The organism is Vibrio sp. 10N.237.312.B06 (assembly GCF_041464685.1).
GTDB classification, from domain to species: Bacteria; Pseudomonadota; Gammaproteobacteria; order Enterobacterales; family Vibrionaceae; genus Vibrio; species Vibrio tasmaniensis_A.
Genome location: NZ_JBFSPI010000008.1, coordinates 1 through 16,199 on the forward strand (window position 1 = coordinate 1; position 16,199 = coordinate 16,199).

18 protein-coding genes are annotated in these 16,199 nt (G+C 43.9%); 10 read left to right on the forward strand and 8 right to left on the reverse strand.

Translation table 11 applies throughout. The annotated features are described in order from the left end of the window. Positions 1-99: 99 nt before the first annotated feature. Positions 100-546, reverse strand: coding sequence for an META domain-containing protein (locus AB6C75_RS03565; RefSeq protein ID WP_009846444.1), 447 nt, complete (start codon positions 544-546; stop codon positions 100-102). Positions 547-737: 191 nt separating this feature from the next. Between AB6C75_RS03565 and AB6C75_RS03570 the strand changes: the two genes are divergently transcribed. Both AB6C75_RS03570 and AB6C75_RS03575 read left to right on the forward strand, forming a co-directional pair. Next, positions 738-998, forward strand: coding sequence for a DUF1289 domain-containing protein (locus AB6C75_RS03570; protein ID WP_009846445.1), 261 nt, complete (start codon positions 738-740; stop codon positions 996-998). A 109-nt stretch (positions 999-1,107) separates the two neighbouring features. Further along, positions 1,108-1,275: a hypothetical protein gene (locus AB6C75_RS03575; protein ID WP_009846446.1), complete on the forward strand. Its 168-nt coding sequence runs from the start codon at positions 1,108-1,110 to the stop codon at positions 1,273-1,275. A gap of 75 nt (positions 1,276-1,350) precedes the next feature. Here AB6C75_RS03575 and AB6C75_RS03580 read toward each other — a convergent pair whose 3' ends face one another. From AB6C75_RS03580 to AB6C75_RS03590, 3 genes are all read right to left on the reverse strand, one after another. After that, on the reverse strand, positions 1,351-1,653 hold the full coding sequence (locus tag AB6C75_RS03580; RefSeq protein ID WP_017065764.1) for a thiamine-binding protein: 303 nt from the start codon (positions 1,651-1,653) through the stop codon (positions 1,351-1,353). Between the two features lie 144 nt (positions 1,654-1,797). Then, the gene (locus tag AB6C75_RS03585; RefSeq protein WP_009846448.1) at positions 1,798-2,019 is read right to left on the reverse strand and encodes a hypothetical protein; all 222 of its coding nucleotides are present in this window, start codon (positions 2,017-2,019) and stop codon (positions 1,798-1,800) included. A 267-nt stretch (positions 2,020-2,286) separates the two neighbouring features. Then, positions 2,287-3,525 (reverse strand): DEAD/DEAH box helicase, encoded by a 1,239-nt coding sequence (locus AB6C75_RS03590; protein ID WP_372106912.1) that lies wholly within the window; start codon positions 3,523-3,525, stop codon positions 2,287-2,289. A 210-nt stretch (positions 3,526-3,735) separates the two neighbouring features. Between AB6C75_RS03590 and AB6C75_RS03595 the strand changes: the two genes are divergently transcribed. Continuing rightward, positions 3,736-4,362, forward strand: coding sequence for a LysE family translocator (locus tag AB6C75_RS03595; RefSeq protein ID WP_012603677.1), 627 nt, complete (start codon positions 3,736-3,738; stop codon positions 4,360-4,362). Positions 4,363-4,612: 250 nt separating this feature from the next. Beyond that, positions 4,613-4,969, forward strand: a complete 357-nt coding sequence (locus AB6C75_RS03600) for a hypothetical protein (RefSeq protein ID WP_012603678.1) — start codon at positions 4,613-4,615, stop codon at positions 4,967-4,969. Between the two features lie 138 nt (positions 4,970-5,107). Here the strand turns inward: AB6C75_RS03600 and AB6C75_RS03605 are convergent, their stop codons facing one another. Next, entirely contained in the window at positions 5,108-6,232 is a 1,125-nt protein-coding gene (locus AB6C75_RS03605) for a M14-type cytosolic carboxypeptidase (RefSeq protein ID WP_372049817.1), read from the reverse strand. 152 nt (positions 6,233-6,384) lie between these two features. Further along, positions 6,385-6,660 carry a nitrogenase-stabilizing/protective protein NifW gene (locus tag AB6C75_RS03610; protein ID WP_372106914.1) on the reverse strand — a complete coding sequence of 92 codons (276 nt, stop codon included), beginning with the start codon at positions 6,658-6,660 and terminating at the stop codon, positions 6,385-6,387. Positions 6,661-6,976: 316 nt separating this feature from the next. On the opposite strand from AB6C75_RS03610, the gene AB6C75_RS03615 reads away from it, so the two are divergent. The 3 genes from AB6C75_RS03615 to AB6C75_RS03625 all read left to right on the forward strand — a co-directional run bounded on the left by AB6C75_RS03615 (position 6,977) and on the right by AB6C75_RS03625 (position 10,897). After that, positions 6,977-8,071, forward strand: coding sequence for a NapC/NirT family cytochrome c (locus tag AB6C75_RS03615; RefSeq protein ID WP_102250602.1), 1,095 nt, complete (start codon positions 6,977-6,979; stop codon positions 8,069-8,071). A gap of 20 nt (positions 8,072-8,091) precedes the next feature. Next, a complete protein-coding gene (locus tag AB6C75_RS03620) occupies positions 8,092-10,539 on the forward strand; it encodes a molybdopterin guanine dinucleotide-containing S/N-oxide reductase (protein ID WP_029225303.1) in 2,448 nt (815 codons plus the stop codon). A 145-nt stretch (positions 10,540-10,684) separates the two neighbouring features. Then, positions 10,685-10,897 carry a TIGR02450 family Trp-rich protein gene (locus tag AB6C75_RS03625; protein ID WP_009846453.1) on the forward strand — a complete coding sequence of 71 codons (213 nt, stop codon included), beginning with the start codon at positions 10,685-10,687 and terminating at the stop codon, positions 10,895-10,897. A 38-nt stretch (positions 10,898-10,935) separates the two neighbouring features. On the opposite strand, the gene AB6C75_RS03630 is transcribed toward AB6C75_RS03625, so the two are convergent. Beyond that, complete coding sequence (locus tag AB6C75_RS03630; protein WP_029224018.1) at positions 10,936-11,673, reverse strand: HAD-IIB family hydrolase; 738 nt, start codon at positions 11,671-11,673, stop codon at positions 10,936-10,938. A gap of 680 nt (positions 11,674-12,353) precedes the next feature. Between AB6C75_RS03630 and proV the strand changes: the two genes are divergently transcribed. Genes proV through proX form a run of 3 tightly spaced genes read left to right on the forward strand, consistent with a single transcriptional unit; the run spans position 12,354 to position 15,639 of the window. Next, a complete protein-coding gene (gene proV, locus AB6C75_RS03635) occupies positions 12,354-13,541 on the forward strand; it encodes a glycine betaine/L-proline ABC transporter ATP-binding protein ProV (RefSeq protein ID WP_009846455.1) in 1,188 nt (395 codons plus the stop codon). A gap of 3 nt (positions 13,542-13,544) precedes the next feature. Continuing rightward, positions 13,545-14,639: a glycine betaine/L-proline ABC transporter permease ProW gene (gene proW / locus AB6C75_RS03640; protein WP_009846456.1), complete on the forward strand. Its 1,095-nt coding sequence runs from the start codon at positions 13,545-13,547 to the stop codon at positions 14,637-14,639. After that, positions 14,632-15,639 (forward strand): glycine betaine/L-proline ABC transporter substrate-binding protein ProX, encoded by a 1,008-nt coding sequence (gene proX / locus AB6C75_RS03645; protein ID WP_372106917.1) that lies wholly within the window; start codon positions 14,632-14,634, stop codon positions 15,637-15,639. Before proW ends, proX begins: the two co-directional genes overlap by 8 nt. 171 nt (positions 15,640-15,810) lie before the next feature. Here the strand turns inward: proX and AB6C75_RS03650 are convergent, their stop codons facing one another. Further along, positions 15,811-16,185, reverse strand: a complete 375-nt coding sequence (locus AB6C75_RS03650; RefSeq protein ID WP_372106919.1) for a nuclear transport factor 2 family protein — start codon at positions 16,183-16,185, stop codon at positions 15,811-15,813. Between the last annotated feature and the right edge of the window lie 14 nt (positions 16,186-16,199).

Sequence of the window (16,199 nt, forward strand, 5' to 3'; positions counted from 1 at the left end):
GACAGCTCGGAAGGATCCTTCAACCGATCACTTTGGCTTTAACTGATCGGCATTAGCCACTAGGGCTCCTTTAATCAATTATTTGGTTTCTCTGACGGATTAGTTTACCCAGTCACGAATTGTGTACGTTAGCGTGTGTACATCGTTTTTCAATACTAGCGTATCGTTTGTTAGTGTTACGTCGCTCCACTCACTTAGAGTCGCTGAAACCGATTGTTCGATTTCCATCGCAGACCCGTGACACATTTTCATTGTCATGCCCATTTGCTTAATGCGGAATTGACCGTCTTTTAGTTCGCCTTGACCGAAGAAATTGTTACAACCAGCCATGCCGTTTGCTGTCATCTTTTCGCCGATCTCTAGACGAGGTGTCGCTTGGTGTTCGCTTTTCTCAATGTTCTTGCCATCAATTTGCGCAAGTTCCCAATTATGGTGCTGTAGATCGGTTGGTGTTACTTGCATCGCGTTATCACCTGTTGTTGTGCATGCTGCTAGCATCATAGGTAAAGCGGCTACTGCTAGTAATTTTTTTGAACTAAACTTCATATTATAAGGCTCCAAAGGAAAGAACGAAGTTACCGAATAAGTGTAACTTGATGGGTTCAAAGTATAGTTTACAAAACACTATATGTGTCAGTATAAGGTCATAGTTTAGTATGGATTTCATGAGCTAGGCGACAAATTAATCGCTTATTTTTGAGATAGTAAGCGTAATTTTGAATATGTAAGGAGGCGCGGTGGAGCAGTTAGAGTTTTTCCAAGTTCCAAGCCCTTGCGTTGGGGTTTGCTCAAGCGATGACAAAGGCTATTGCAATGGCTGTATGCGTAAAAGGGAGGAGCGCTTTAATTGGATGTCGATGACGCCGTCAGAACAGTTACACGTCATAAAGCTGTGTCGTCAACGCTATAGAAGAAAAATAATGAAGCAAAAAAACTTGGTTGGTAACTCGGTCGACGAAGAGGGAAGTACAAGTCCCCAAAGAGATCTTTTCGGCTAAAGAGGAAGTATTGAGATTTCATTTAACCTCGAGGTAACTATTACTTTACATAATGGTTGGGGTGTAATATTAAGGTAGGTACCTTTGTACCTGAAGGAGTGGTGTCGGTATGAATAAAAAGAACGTAAAACTCAAAAAAGAGCCAGTCAAAGCACTGGATCGTAAACCGATCGGGGCGAAAGATGACCCTGAAGAGACTCCGCGTGATTGGCATTCGATGTCAGAAGAAGAGCGAATGGAAATCCTTTCTCACCTTTCAGACATGCCTTTTCAATAATACCGCTGGTTCTTCAGAGTCTTTCTTAAAGGCCCTGTTTTCTTAAATAAACAGCTTTCTAAAATAAAAATGTTATTAAACAAACATGTGATTCGCTTTCGTTACACCACGATGATACGTGCAAAATGTATCATCGGCTTCCGTGGTTTTACTGTGAATTTTAATGTTTGTGATCACTTCTACAGCCCCTGCATCGTAGCAAGCTTGTTCTGCTTTTTTAACGATATCTAGCAGTTGGTTGAGTTCACCTTTCATCGTGGTTTCCATAGCTCCGACTTGGAAAGGCACATCGGCAGCTTTCACAACTTCAATTGCTTTATCAACCACTTCGAAGTTGTTGCCTTCTTTAACGCGAGGGATCACTTGGAAGGCAACCATCACTTCTTTTTTCTCTTTTTAACTCAGGCACTTTCTGCTTACTCTTGGATAGGGAATTGTTGCAGATGATAGGTTAATACGGATATTAATTCTACAGCTAACGATGCTGTTCTATCGACTATATCAGTGACTAGAGATATAGGCTTACTTGCTACCCCAATGGTCGCTAACCCAACCACCAATATGCTCATCAAAATGACTGCCACTGAATCTCTGGTTACGTTCCACCGAGGTATCACAGTCATCTTTGTTGTCTATTAGGTTTTGTATGTAGTTTGCCATCGGGTCATTAGAACGCTGACGATCTCGGCGAGTAGCCACTTCCTTAATCAGTTGTAATCGATATGTAGAGCTTGCACGTTTCATTTCAATGACCTCCCGGTTTTTAGACGCTAATAGAAAAATCTAGTTGTCAGATATAGGGGCGTCAACGTGATTTTAGAGTATTTTTTTTGAGCAACCAAGAATCAATACCTTGGCATCATAATTCATAAAAGTGTCATTTAGGTTGGCATCTTTATGGAGGTTTGAGGGCATAAGTTTGTATTTTGGTCCTGCTAATATGAGATCAACCATAAAAAAGCCCAGTGCAACTGGGCTATTCGATTTTCTGTGGTTACTTTGAATAACAGGTTATTTCGAAGAACTTGGTTTGCTCTTAAATTGCTTAACACTCTTCTTTTTTGCGGTTCTTCGGTTAGCCATTTTGTCTTTAGGCGGACGTTTGCGAGCTGTCGCTTCAGATGCAGGTTTGTCTGTAACAGGGAAGCCTTCCAACGCTTGTAGCATAAGAGGTTTATTGGTCAGAGTACGAATTGCATTCAGGTAGTCAGTTTCGCTGTGGCTAACCAGAGATATCGCGCTGCCAGTACTTCCTGCTCTTGCTGTGCGACCAACTCGGTGGACGTAAGTCGCCGAATGCGATGGCAAATCAAAGTTAATTACGACAGGTAGTTGATCAATATGGATGCCTCTAGCCATAACGTCGGTGGCGATAAGCACACGAGTCTTGCCATTTTTGAAACTCTCTAATGCTTGCTCTCGCTCTTCTTGGCTCTTATTTCCGTGTAGCGCATTCACACTTATTTTGGCTTTACTCAATCGCTTGGTTAATGCATCTGCATTGTCTTTTGCGCCAATAAATACCAATACCTGCGACCATGCGTGCTGATTGAGTAGGGCGATCAGCGCTTGAACTTTACTGCCTTTGTTCACTAAGTACAGAGTTTCTTCAATAGCCGCGACCACACTGTTTTCTTGATGCGTCGTGACCTTTACTGGATTAACAAGAAGCGCCTCAGTCTGACTGATCAGCTCTTTTGGCAGCGTAGCCGAAAACAGCAGTGTTTGATGCTTTTTAGGAAGAGCAGAAATAATGGTTTGAACATCTGGCCAAAATCCCATGTCGAGTAAACGGTCTGCCTCATCAAGAACTAAAGACTTGCATTGGGTTAGCTCGAGCTTGTTCTCTTGAATAACGGCATGTAGGCGGCCAGGAGTTGCGATCACGAGTTGTGGCTTTTCTAACAATTGCTGTTGCTGGATCTCGATATCAACTCCACCAGTCAGTGTCACCGTTTTGATATCAAGTGTGGTTGCGATGGGTTCTAGTGCTTTGGCTACTTGAGAGGCAAGTTCACGGGTTGGAACAATGATTATCGCTTGTAGTTCATTTACATCATGCTTGATGCTGTTCAGCAAAGGTAAGCCAAATGCCAACGTTTTTCCGCTACCCGTTTGAGCCAACGCCAGCACGTCTTTCCCCGCAATAATTGTAGGAATTACCGCTTGCTGTATCTCTGTCGGCTTATTGAATTGAGATGGGATCGCGGAGACGGTTTTTGGGTTAAGGGCTAGGCTATCAAATGACATAAATGAACCAAGTATCAAAAGGGAGGTGGAGTCTAACAGGGCTGCAAATGTTAGAAAATCAGTTTTGTAACGTTACACGATAAACGCTCTCATTTTATGCGTGAATTATGTATGTTAGCCATACGCGATAATTAAACGTTAATCATATTGTAATGGCATTGAATGGACGTACAATGTCCGCCCTAAAAATGTTCATGAAATGAGTTCGAAATGAGTTGGGACAGTATATCGCTGTTTATTGTTATCGTGTTTTTTATTGCCATTATTCCAGGCCCTAATGCTTTGTTGGTATTAAGCACAGCCTTAACTCAAAGGAAGCTGTTCGCATTTGTGAACGTGTTGGGCGTGTCATGTGGTTTCTTTTTTCACGCCTTTATCTCGGCCAACGGCATAAGTTTGTTATTGTCGAACACCCCAATGGCCTTTGAAGGGCTTAAGTGGGCTGGGGTTTTGTATCTTGTCTGGCTTGGGTATAACCATTTTCGCGCGGCCCTGCGTGCTCAAGAGGGTGTACTTTATGCGGTAAGTGCATCGGGAAGTAAGCTATACAATCAATTTTTCAAAGGGCTCCTCACTAATCTACTGAATCCTAAAATCGTCCTGTTTTATCTTTCTATATTCCCTCAATTTGTTTCAAAAGATGCGATTGTGACAGACAGTTTGATGCTTGGTGGGATTCAGGCGACAGTAGTGTCGATGTGGTTCTTGATTGTGATCTTAATGGCGGATACGTTCAAGCGCTTATTGGTTCAAAAGCGAACCTCACAAATGATGAACATTGTTTGTGGTGTTCTATTTGTGGGCTTTAGTATTCAACTAGCATTGTTTCAGCTCTGAGGTAGTGTTGCTAAGAATGGGGCATATACCATATTCTATTCAGTTCTCATTTTTTACTGAATCCTCAGGAATTTTAGAGTCTCTTCATAAATGGCTAAAGCATTGCTATGTAAAGTCGATATAATGGACAGTCATCAATTGGATGAATGTGTATGTTTCGAGCTTAGATTTGAAACAGAAAACAACGGATAGTTAGCTTGTTCATTTTTACCAAGAAACAGAAACATGAAACAAAGATAGGGAGTCATCGATGAGTGAAGAGTCATTCACCCAGAAACGTGAGTATTACCGCCTGAAGTACCCTAAAAAGGCGCGCCCAGTGATACGAATCAAAGATGAACTTTTTCATGTCAGTGAAGTTTCTGAAAAAGGCGTGCGCTTGATGATGAGTAACATCATCCCGGTCTATCGAGGCTTCTCAATGGCAGGCACTTTATGGTTGCATGGTAATAACAGCATTGATATTCGTGGTTCTGTATTGAGGCAAGAAGGCGATGAAGTGATCGTTCTGTTATCACAAGGCCCGAGTTTCAAAGATATGGTGGCTGAACAACGACACATTAGGCAAAGGTACCCGGTTTTCTTCGCGAACCTCAGAGTGGCATAAGCAAAGCTTCTAAACGCCTAAAACCCAAGTAACTCATCGTTATCTGATATAAAAAGCCCAGCACTTTGACGAGTGCTGGGCTTTGTCATCTATATGAACAAACTACTTCTAAAGACAAACTAACGAGTTTGTTTCGTCTTATAGCTCGTCTACTGTTGCCCAAACCGCTGCTAGCATGTCGTGACCAAATGCAACACTGCGCTCTGGAGACCAACCGTACAGTTCGTCCGCGTGGCTGATGTGATCTTTAAATGGCATCTCGACAGTGTATGCCAAACACTTGAACTGTTCGCCGATCCAGTTTGTGCCGACGGTCATATTTGCTTTGCCCGGTTCGTCTTTATCGTAGCCAAATTCATCTTGGAACTCTGGCGTGATAGTCAGAAGAGCTTGCTTGAAGTGATTCTCTAGTTTTGCAATGCGCTCATTGTATGAAGGCGTACCTTCACTACCAGCAACAAAGTTATATGGAATCGCTTCGTCACCGTGGATGTCTAGACACAGGTCAACACCAGTCTCTAGCATGCGCTCGCGAACAAGGAAAACCTCAGGGCTGCGTTCCATAGAAGGTGACTGCCATTCACGGTTTAGGTTAACGCCAATACCGTTAGTGCGTAGGTGGCCACGGATACTGCCGTCTGGGTTCATGTTAGGTACAACGCGGAATACAACGCTGTCTAACAGTGAGCGGCCTACTGTGTCTGTCTCATCAAGCAAGCGTTGTAGCAGACCTTCGATCAGCCATTCAGCCATGGTCTCGCCCGGATGTTGGCGGCCAATAACCCAGATGTTTTTCTTCTCTTCACTTGGCTCACCGATGGTTAGCAAAGTGATGTCGTTGTTATCTAACGTATGGCCGAGAGTTTCTAGCTTACAAGCAGGGTGCGTTTGAGCACTGTGCAAGAGATCTTGATGACGATCGTATGAATACGGTGCGAAGTACGCGAAGTACATTGAATCGTGTTCAGGAATGATATCAAAGCTTAATGTGTCGCCATCGAATTGAGATGGAATACGGAACCACTCTTCACGGTCATACGATGCAACCACATCATAATCTTTCCAGCCTTCAGGGTAGGCAGATGTTGCCAATTGGCCGATTTCAAAGTGGTGAGCTTGTTGAGCTTCACTTTCTAAGCGGAAATGAAACCATTGTGCGATTTCAGTTTGATTATCCGCTGGAATAGTTAGTTGAATGTTTTGTGGTGAATCTGCTGAAACGACGTGAATGTTGCCGCTTTCGAAGTTGCTGAAAATTTTCATTGTAGTTTTTATCTCGTAGTTGAGTTGCCGTAAGATTAGCACACTTTTTTTCGAGCAAACCACTAACTAAATCGTAATGAGATGTTATTTCAGCTATCTGTTTTTTAGCTGCCTACTTTTAAATCGACAGCTATTTAACGGTTAACTTTGAGCTATCGACGTTGGCAAGTCGTGCAACCACGACAGGCAGAACGTGTATAGCGATCGAGTTTACTGCGTTGCACCTTACAGTACGCGTTTTTCAGCGCTCTTCTTCCAGAAAACCAATCAGCGGGTTTTGACAGAATCAGATAACCGTTAAAGCGCTTCACAAGCTCGACTCTATTTTGGTTGATGAACTTGCTATCAAACCCAATTTCAAAGTAATCAAGGGCTTGTTCAATCGAAGTAAAACTCACTATTTTTTGTTGGAACTCTGTTTGGTTCATGCCTAATTCAATGCCGTAATTTTGCAAATATTATAGGCGGGTTCGTTACTCCTTATCTTGATTTTAGTGCGATTTAAATAGGAAGGCGTGTAGTTATTTTTAGTTGAATTTTATAAATGAGATTGGCTTTATTTGTTTTGTGAATATCAAACCAATTGGTTTGATATTCACGGTTATAAGTGAGTTGTATTGAAGTCTCATTGCTCACTTTCTTTATTGTCAATAAAGACAATTTATGACGTGAATCAATAGTGACTACCCCTAAAGTATTATTCTGATCGCAATTGTTACTAATTGTTGAAGATGATTTCTAAATATGTCTATTAAAAAACGATATATCGCTCTTATTGCCGCTGTTGGTATAGGTATTGGTTGGCTAACGCTGGGCGGTACTGCAGCCGTTATGCACTACACATCGAGTACTGAGTTCTGTACTTCTTGCCACACTATGCAAATTCCGTATGAAGAATATGAAGGTTCAATCCACTTCAGCAATGCAAAAGGCATTCGAGCTGAGTGTTCTGACTGTCATATTCCTTCTGATCCAATTGACTACGTAATCACAAAAATTCGTGCGTCTAAAGATATTTATCATGAGTTCGTAACCGGCAAAATTGATACAGAAGATAAATACGAAGAACATCGTATGGCAATGGCAGAAACAGTGTGGGCACAACTGCGTGAAAGCGATTCAGCCACGTGTCGTTCTTGTCATACTTTCGATGCGATGGACAGCTACGAGCAATCTGAAGATGCAGCAAAAATGCATGAGTACGGACAAGAGAATAATCAGACTTGTATCGACTGCCACAAAGGTGTTGCTCACTTTGCTCCTGAGCCAGAAATGGACAGCGAAGCCTTTGATAATTTGATGGCATTCACCGAAAAAACAGACCCGAATGCGAAAGTCGTTTACTCAGCAGAAACCATCAGTATTGGTGACCTTGGCACTATTAATCCAACGGCACGCCTAGATGTGAAAAGTGTTGAAGGTACTGAGCGCACAATCGAGTTGCATGCTTACCAAATGAAGGGTGCAGAACAGGTGCTTTACTACGGCGAAGGTCAGCGCTCAATCGTTGCGATGCTGACAGACCAAGGGCAACAGAACCTTGACGTTGGTGATTTTAAAACGGATGCGTACGGCAATGAATGGCGAACGGCGGTGTTAACCGCGAACGTTGATGCGCCTGTACTGGATTCACTCGAGCCAATCTGGGAGTACGCTGAAGAACTCGACAACGTTTACTGCTCGACATGCCACGCAAAAATTGGCGCGAACCACTTCACCGTTAATGCTTGGGGCCCTGTTGCAAAAGGCATGGGCGAAAGAACTGACATTTCAGACCAAGATTTAGAACTTCTTACTAAATACTTCCAGAACCACGCAAAAGATGTGGCTGGCCACTAAGAAACAAAAGGGAAATAATTATGACAGATATTACTCGTCGCGGATTCCTCAAAGGATCGGGCATGGCTGCTGGTGCGCTGGCATTTACATCATTGACGCCAATGACAGCATCAGCTGCGAATAAGCGTGGTAAAGGTGTATTAACTGCAGGCCGCATGGGACCGATGTTGTGTGAAGTAAAAGATGGCAAGTTGGTTTCAACGACTAATGCTCTGGCACAAACAGTGCCAAACAGCTTGCAAACGACAGGCCCTGATCAGGTTCATACCAAAGCGCGTATCAAATACCCAATGGTACGTAAAGGTTTCCTAGACAATCCATCGGCGCCAACAGGCTCTCGTGGTGATGACGACTACGTTCGAGTGTCTTGGGATGAAGCTTATAAGCTGATCCACGAACAGCAAACGCGTATTCGTAAAGAGAACGGACCTGAATCTGTATTTGCGGGCTCTTACGGTTGGCGTTCAAGTGGCGTACTGCATAAAGCACAAACGTTGCTGCAACGTTACATGAGCTTGGCTGGTGGTTACTCTGGTCACTTAGGTGATTACTCAACGGGCGCGGCACAAGTGATCATGCCGCACGTAATGGGATCGATCGAAGTTTATGAACAGCAAACCACTCACCCTGTGGTACTAGAGAGCTCAGACGTTGTTGTGTTGTGGGGTATGAACCCAATGAACACGCTTAAGATTGCATGGAGTTCAACCGACTGTTCAGGCCTAGAGTTCTTCCATCAACTTAAGAAGTCCGGCAAGACAATCATCGCGATTGACCCTATGCGTTCCGAAACCGTTGATTTCTTTGGTGACACAGTTCAGTGGATTGCGCCGCGCCCAATGACCGATGTCGCAATGATGATGGGTATCGCGCACTCTTTAGTTAAGAAGGGTAAGCATGACGTAGAGTTCCTGAATAAGTACACCAGTGGTTACGATAAGTTTGAAGCGTACCTAATGGGTAAAGAAGACGGTGTTGAAAAGACGCCAGCATGGGCTGAAGAGATCACAGGCGTTCCTGCGAAACAACTTGAGCTTCTAGCAGACATCTTTAGCCAGAACCGCACTATGCTTATGGCGGGTTGGGGCATTCAGCGTCAACAATACGGTGAGCAACGCCACTGGATGATTGCGACGTTAGCTGCAATGCTTGGTCAGATTGGTCTTCCTGGCGGTGGTTTTGGTCTGTCTTACCACTATTCTAATGGTGGTAACCCAACACGCGATGCTGGTGTATTACCTGCGATTTCAGCTTCGATCGGTGGTGGTTCTTCAGCAGGTAACGACTGGGCAGTTTCAGGTGCGGTGAACAGCTTCCCTGTTGCTCGTATTACAGAAGCACTGGAAAACCCAGGCAAATCATATATGCACAATGGTCATGAACTGACGTTCCCTGACCTGAAAATGATTTGGTGGGCGGGCGGTGGTAACTTTACTCATCACCAAGATACCAACCGTTTGATCAAAGCGTGGCAAAAACCTGAACTTGTGGTTATCTCTGAGATCTACTGGACTGCAGCGGCTAAGCATGCGGATATTGTATTGCCAATCACTACGTCATTTGAACGTAATGATATGACGATGACAGGTGACTACAGTAACCAACATTTAGTACCAATGAAGAAGGTAGTTGAACCTCAAGGTGAAGCGCGTAACGACTTTGATGTATTTGCAGATATGTCTGAGATGATCAAAGCCGGTGGTCGCGATGTCTTTACTGAAGGTAAAGACGAAATGGCTTGGTTGAAAGGCTTCTACGATGCAGCGCAAAAAGCGGGTAAATCTGCACGTGTACGTATGCCTAAGTTTGGTAAGTTCTGGGATGATAACCAGCTTATTGAAATGAAATACAACAAGAAAGCTGCACAGTTCGTTCGCCATGCTGATTTCCGTAAAGACCCTGTGATGAATCCGCTAGGTACACCAAGTGGTAAGATCGAGATCTTCTCTAAAACAATCGAAGGCTACAATCTTGCGGATTGTCCAGCGCATCCAACGTGGATTGAGCCTACAGAGTTCTTTGGTAAAGCGAAGAGTGATGAACTTCAGTTGATGACAGCGCATGCGGCCCACCGTTTACACAGTCAATTTAACTATGCAAAATTGCGTGAAGAGTACGCTATTGGTAACCGTGAACCTATCTCCATTAACGTAGAAGACGCGAAAGTACGTGGCATCAAAACCGGAGATTTGGTTCGTGCATATAACGATCGTGGACAAGTACTGGTTGGTGCATTAGTGACTGATGGTATCAAACAGGGTGCTGTATGTATCCATGAAGGCGGTTGGCCAGATTTAGATAAAGAGACAGGTTTATGTAAAAATGGTGGCTGTAACGTGCTCACGTTGGATATTCCAACTTCTCGTTTGGCAAATGGTTGTGCTGCGAATTCTGCGCTTGTGAAAATTGAAAAATACACAGGCCCAGCATTAGAACTGACGGCATTTGATCCACCTAAAAATGGTTAATCTCTAACGAGAAACAATCACCAGAATAGAGCCAGCTTTAATCGCTGGCTTTTTTTATGATCTTTTTTGCGTCATAGAGACTATTACCCAGTGTCGAGTAGACAACTCATATTAATCAACGACATCACAGCGAGAGATAAAATCAATGAATCGAATCAATCCAAAGAAACTACTTCGCAGTAAATGGACGGCCGTTAGCCCAGTAAAGAAAGAAAAGCACTTTATGATCACGGAGGTCGAATTCGAAGAAGGGGAGGTCATTCGTTGCTTAATAGAAGCGGTGATGACGAAACGAGAAGAAGACATTAACTGGCGCGATCTAACCGATAAGGATCATTGGCTTCCTGGTTGGAAATAAGTGTATCAAGTCGAGGCGATCTGCTTGATACACTTGTATTAATTCCCCGACGCAGCAAGCCCTTGCCAGTATTTAAGGCCTTCTAACACACCCTCTGCATGTGTTGCTCTGCTGGTGTATACGTTATCTCGATCGGAGAGGTGAGCGATCTCAGGGTAATGATTCGCGACCAATATTGAATTTACGCCATCTATGGTTAGCATCGAGGTGTCGTTCGCTGAATCGCCAGCCACGCATACCTCTTCAATGCTTAACTGATGCTGTTTAAGTAGATGATGAATCGCTGTGGCCTTGTTGACACCCTTAGGCGTGATATCTAAGTACCAATCGTGGGAGTAAGTAAGGTGTACATCCAATCCGTGTGACTCCAAGCTTGACTCAATTAGCTCGTGCTGAGAGTCAGACAGTTTTCCTTCGAAAGTGATCTTGTATTCCCCTTGATGGATCTCTAAGCGCTCTCCCATGAAATCGAGCGATGCAAGTGCAGACTCAACCTTTGACTTGTTCCAAGATGCTTCTAATTGATTGTGCCAGGTGTGATCCGGCGTTTGGGAGTGCTCGTGATGAATTCTCGTGCCTACGTCGCTGATAATCGTGTGTGGTTTCGGGTAGTTGTCAGAAGCTAAACCCACACGAATTGAGGGCAGTGTTCTACCTGTCGCGATGATAAAGCGGATATCCGGTTGCTTTGTTAAGTAGTTAAACAACTGATCAACCCCATGAGACGAGCCGCCATCAAGCGTTCCATCAAAGTCACACACCAGCATTTTTATCATTCTAATACCTGTCCTTTTATCCGTCCGAAAGAGTGCCCAACCTTTAGGTAAAGAATGGAACAGCAATGTGTACTCTACAAGTTGTCTTTCGGCCTGGGTAATCGACTTTTGACAGTTTGCAGCAAGTATCACAGTTGGTGTTATGTCTTCCATATCGGAGATTAAGGTATCAATCTGATCTGTGCCTAATTGGACGGACTCTATCCAGATTGCCCTTCATATGTGTGTAAAAGTCATTGGGAGTGCGCGCCTCGTAATGGTGTTAATTTACCAGTCTTGGTGGCGTTTAAACTCTCTTAATTGGTTTGTATTCGAATTATTTGTACACGAACTATTTGTGCATATTCTTGGTCTATTTAGCCTATTAATTGTTCTGATGTGAAATAAATATTCAATAATCTATCTGTAAGTAATACATAATGCCGCAGGTGTTGAGTGTGATTTAAATTTCTTTATTATCAATATTTTGCTTTGTATAGGCTTGATATTTGACCTTTGTTTGGGCTGGGGTTTTAACGGTTTTTCATCGACTTTACAGAACGACGCCCCTTGATTTGCATGGGTTAATTGCTTAGAGTGCTAATCGTTTTTCGGGTTTAAATAACCGTTTTTAAGTTTAAATAATCGGTTTTGAGTTTAAATAACTATTAGTTTAGATAACTAAGAAAGGATTAAATTACATGGATCCCATACTGGAAGTTAAGGGACTGTACAAGGTGTTTGGTGAAGACACCGACCGTGCTTTTACAATGATTAATGAAGGCGCGAACAAAGATAAAGTTTTCGAAGAAACAGGGTTAACGATCGGCGTTAACGATGTTTCTCTTAGCATTCAAGAAGGCGAGATTTTCGTCATAATGGGACTGTCAGGATCTGGCAAATCAACCCTAGTACGCCTTCTTAACCGCTTGATTGAACCTACCAAAGGTAATGTGCTTCTTCGAGGCAAAGACATTGCCCACACCTCAGAAGATGAGCTCCGCGAAGTCCGTCGCAACAACATCTCCATGGTTTTCCAAAACTTCGCATTGATGCCTCACATGACAGTGATTGAAAACGCCGCGTTTGGTCTTGAACTAGCGGGTGTTGAAGTCGATAAGAGAAAACAGTCAGCATTTGAAGCGTTGGAACGAGTCGGTCTCGGGCCGTATTCAGAATCTTACCCTGATGAATTGTCTGGCGGTATGAAGCAGCGTGTTGGTTTGGCTCGTGCTCTAGCATGTGACCCTGATATCTTGTTGATGGATGAAGCATTCTCGGCGCTCGATCCTTTGATTCGTACTGAAATGCAAGATGAGCTTATTCGCCTTCAAAATGACGATAAACGAACCATTGTTTTCATCTCCCATGATTTGGATGAAGCGATGCGAATCGGTGACCGTATTGCCATTATGCAAAACGGTGAGGTGGTTCAAGTGGGTACCCCAGACGAAATTCTTAACAACCCAGCGAACGATTATGTCGAAGCTTTCTTCCGCGGTGTGAATGTAGCAAGTGTTCTTACGGTGAAAGACATTGCACGTAAGAAGCCAGCGGCGGTATTTAAAAAATCAGAACATGACGGCCCAGCGTCCGCTCTACAAATCTTGATGGATAACGACCGTGAATACGGCATTGTTGTTGAGAAAAGCAGTCGTTACTCCGGCATTGTCTCTGTTGATTCCCTTCGTAAAGCACACAAAGAGAACAAATCACTCGTCAGTGCGCAGCTCGATGATGGCCTAACGCTGAACCCTGATTTACCAATCAACGATGTGCTTGGCCTTGTTGGCGGTGTGCCTTACTCCGTTCCTGTTGTGGATGAGCAAGGTAATTACTTTGGCGTGGTAACTAAGTCACGACTGTTACAAACATTGGATAAGGGGTAGATCATGTCGTCTGAACAAACAAATAATGACCCATGGTCTCAATCAGCTCCAGCAGCTCAGCCATCAAGTGATCCTTGGGGTCAAGCAGCTGATACCTCACCATCAGCAGATTGGTTAAGCAGCGAAACAGTCGAAACGACACCTTTTGATCCACTTAACCCTTTTGCAGAAGCAGTTTTGCCCGTCGACACTTGGGTAGAGTCTGGACTGAATTGGTTAGTTGAGCACGGACGTCCATTGTTTCAAGCAATCCGTGTGCCTATCGATTTCATTCTAAGTTCATTTGAAACGGCGTTGGTGTCGACACCTGCACCATTCATGTTGATCATTTTGTTTTTAGTTGCATGGCAGTTTTCGAACCTGAAGCTTGGTTTGGCTACAGCCGTTTCTTTGACTTTTATTGGCTTGATTGGCGCTTGGTCTGAAGCGATGACCACGCTTTCACTGGTCATGACATCGGTATTCTTCTGTCTGCTGATCGGCTTACCCATGGGGATATGGCTCGCCCGCAGCAATACCGCGGCTAAATTCGTACGCCCAATTCTCGACGCCATGCAAACGACGCCAGCCTTCGTTTATCTTGTACCCATCGTAATGTTGTTTGGTATCGGTAACGTTCCGGGTGTGGTGGTAACCATCATATTCGCACTTCCTCCTGTTGTACGTTTGACTATCTTGGGTATTCAGCAAGTACCGGAAGAGTTGATCGAAGCGGGTCACTCATTTGGTGCCAGCAAAAAGCAGATGCTTTACCGAATTCAACTACCACTTGCACTGCCAACCATCATGGCGGGCGTGAACCAAACACTGATGTTGTCGCTATCGATGGTGGTTATTGCATCAATGATCGCGGTAGGTGGATTAGGTCAAATGGTACTGAGAGGTATTGGCCGACTGGATATGGGATTAGCCGCTGTTGGTGGCCTAGGCATTGTTATTCTTGCAATCCTACTTGACCGCATTACCCAAGTTCTCGGGGTAAATGCAGGTAATACAAAATTACGCTGGTATCACATGGGGCCTGTTTCCCTTGTGCTAAAAGCTTTAAATCGCGGTAAACAATCAGAACTACAACTAAGGAAAAACACCAATGAATAATTCATGGAAGAGTAAGCTAGCCGTTAGCATCGTTTCGACACTGGCTGTATCAACGAACGTGTGGGCTGCAAGCTTACCGGGTGAAGGTGTATCAGTTCAGCCCGTTCAATCTTCAGTTGCTGAAGAAACGTTCCAAACACTGATTGTTAACCGTGCTTTAGAAGAGCTTGGTTACGATGTGAAATCAACGCAAGAAGTGGACTACAACGTAGCTTACACTTCTATCGCAAAAGGTGACGCAACGTTCCTAACAGTAGGTTGGTTCCCACTACACGCTGACAAATACAAAATGGCGGGTGGCGATAACAAATTCTACCGTGAAGGCCAATATGTAAGTGGTGCCGCTCAAGGTTATCTTATTGATAAGAAAACCGCTGAAAAGTACAACATCACTAACATTGGTCAATTGACTGATCCAAAAATCGCTAAGCTGTTTGATGCTGATGGTGATGGCAAAGCAGACCTGACGGGCTGTAACCCTGGTTGGGGTTGTGAGATGGTCATCGAACACCAAATCTCTGCATTCAAATTGGACGATACCGTTACTCACAACCAAGGTAACTATGCAGCGATCATCGCAGATACGATTTCACGTTACCAAAAGGGCGAGTCAGTTCTTTACTACACGTGGACACCTTATTGGGTGAGTGGTGTATTGGTTCCTAACGAAGACGTAGTTTGGTTAGAAGTTCCATTCTCTTCACTTCCGGGTGATCGTGCGAATGTTGATACTACTTTGTCTAACGGTAAGAACTACGGCTTCGAAATGAACTCGATGCGTATTATTGCGAACAAAGAGTTTGCTAAGAACAACCCATCTGCGGCGAAGCTTTTTGAAATCATCAAACTTAACATTAATGATGTAAGTGCTCAGAACATGATGATGAGTAAAGGTAAGAACAGCTCGGCTGATATCGAAGCGCACGTAAACGGTTGGATTAAAGCGAACCGAAATACGTTTGATGCTTGGATTACAGAAGCGAAGAAAGCGGCTCTATAACGGTTGTTTTTCGTAAGCAGTCGATGACAGGCTGGAATAAAAAGAGAAGGCCGGTAGTCTGATTCAGACTACCGGCCTTTGTTTTTCTAGCGACATAACTATTTTTTAGCGACATAACTACTGTTATCGCATTATTTTTTAAAGCGGCTTGTTCTTTTAAAAGCGAGCAGGCTAGCGTTCGCCTTGAACCTCAAAGTCATCGCTGATTAAACGAGCGCAACCATCGGCTTCTAGTGCCCAGTGCTCACGATGCACAACACCAAACGCTTTGTTCATTGTCCAACTTGCCGTCAGAATGTAGCCGCCTTCTGGGTGTTCTTCCCACTTAACATCGGTGTAGTCAACGTCTTTGAAGCCTTGGTCGATGATGTTTTGCCAAAATGCTTGAATCGCTTCACGACCTTCAAAAGTACCAAATGGACGCGCTTCCATTACACAGCTTTCAGTATATTGATCGGCACAGCCTTTCGCATCTTGGCTGTTGAATGCTTTCTGCCACGCGTTAATGCCTTGCTTACATGCTTCTAAAATTTGGTTGTCTAACATTGTCTTTCTCCATA

Bases quoted from the DNA above. Each gene is read 5' to 3' on its own strand.
- proX (WP_372106917.1), top strand. From the start codon at position 14,632: ATGAATAATTCATGGAAGAGTAAGCTAGCCGTTAGCATCGTTTCGACA.
- AB6C75_RS03600 (WP_012603678.1), top strand. From the start codon at position 4,613: ATGAGTGAAGAGTCATTCACCCAGAAACGTGAGTATTACCGCCTGAAG.
- AB6C75_RS03575 (WP_009846446.1), top strand. From the start codon at position 1,108: ATGAATAAAAAGAACGTAAAACTCAAAAAAGAGCCAGTCAAAGCACTG.
- AB6C75_RS03590 (WP_372106912.1), bottom strand. From the start codon at position 3,525: ATGTCATTTGATAGCCTAGCCCTTAACCCAAAAACCGTCTCCGCGATC.
- AB6C75_RS03615 (WP_102250602.1), top strand. From the start codon at position 6,977: ATGTCTATTAAAAAACGATATATCGCTCTTATTGCCGCTGTTGGTATA.
- AB6C75_RS03650 (WP_372106919.1), bottom strand. From the start codon at position 16,185: ATGTTAGACAACCAAATTTTAGAAGCATGTAAGCAAGGCATTAACGCG.
- AB6C75_RS03625 (WP_009846453.1), top strand. From the start codon at position 10,685: ATGAATCGAATCAATCCAAAGAAACTACTTCGCAGTAAATGGACGGCC.
- AB6C75_RS03580 (WP_017065764.1), bottom strand. From the start codon at position 1,653: ATGGTTGCCTTCCAAGTGATCCCTCGCGTTAAAGAAGGCAACAACTTC.
- proV (WP_009846455.1), top strand. From the start codon at position 12,354: ATGGATCCCATACTGGAAGTTAAGGGACTGTACAAGGTGTTTGGTGAA.
- proW (WP_009846456.1), top strand. From the start codon at position 13,545: ATGTCGTCTGAACAAACAAATAATGACCCATGGTCTCAATCAGCTCCA.
- AB6C75_RS03595 (WP_012603677.1), top strand. From the start codon at position 3,736: ATGAGTTGGGACAGTATATCGCTGTTTATTGTTATCGTGTTTTTTATT.
- AB6C75_RS03610 (WP_372106914.1), bottom strand. From the start codon at position 6,660: ATGAACCAAACAGAGTTCCAACAAAAAATAGTGAGTTTTACTTCGATT.
- AB6C75_RS03605 (WP_372049817.1), bottom strand. From the start codon at position 6,232: ATGAAAATTTTCAGCAACTTCGAAAGCGGCAACATTCACGTCGTTTCA.
- AB6C75_RS03585 (WP_009846448.1), bottom strand. From the start codon at position 2,019: ATGAAACGTGCAAGCTCTACATATCGATTACAACTGATTAAGGAAGTG.
- AB6C75_RS03630 (WP_029224018.1), bottom strand. From the start codon at position 11,673: ATGATAAAAATGCTGGTGTGTGACTTTGATGGAACGCTTGATGGCGGC.
- AB6C75_RS03620 (WP_029225303.1), top strand. From the start codon at position 8,092: ATGACAGATATTACTCGTCGCGGATTCCTCAAAGGATCGGGCATGGCT.
- AB6C75_RS03565 (WP_009846444.1), bottom strand. From the start codon at position 546: ATGAAGTTTAGTTCAAAAAAATTACTAGCAGTAGCCGCTTTACCTATG.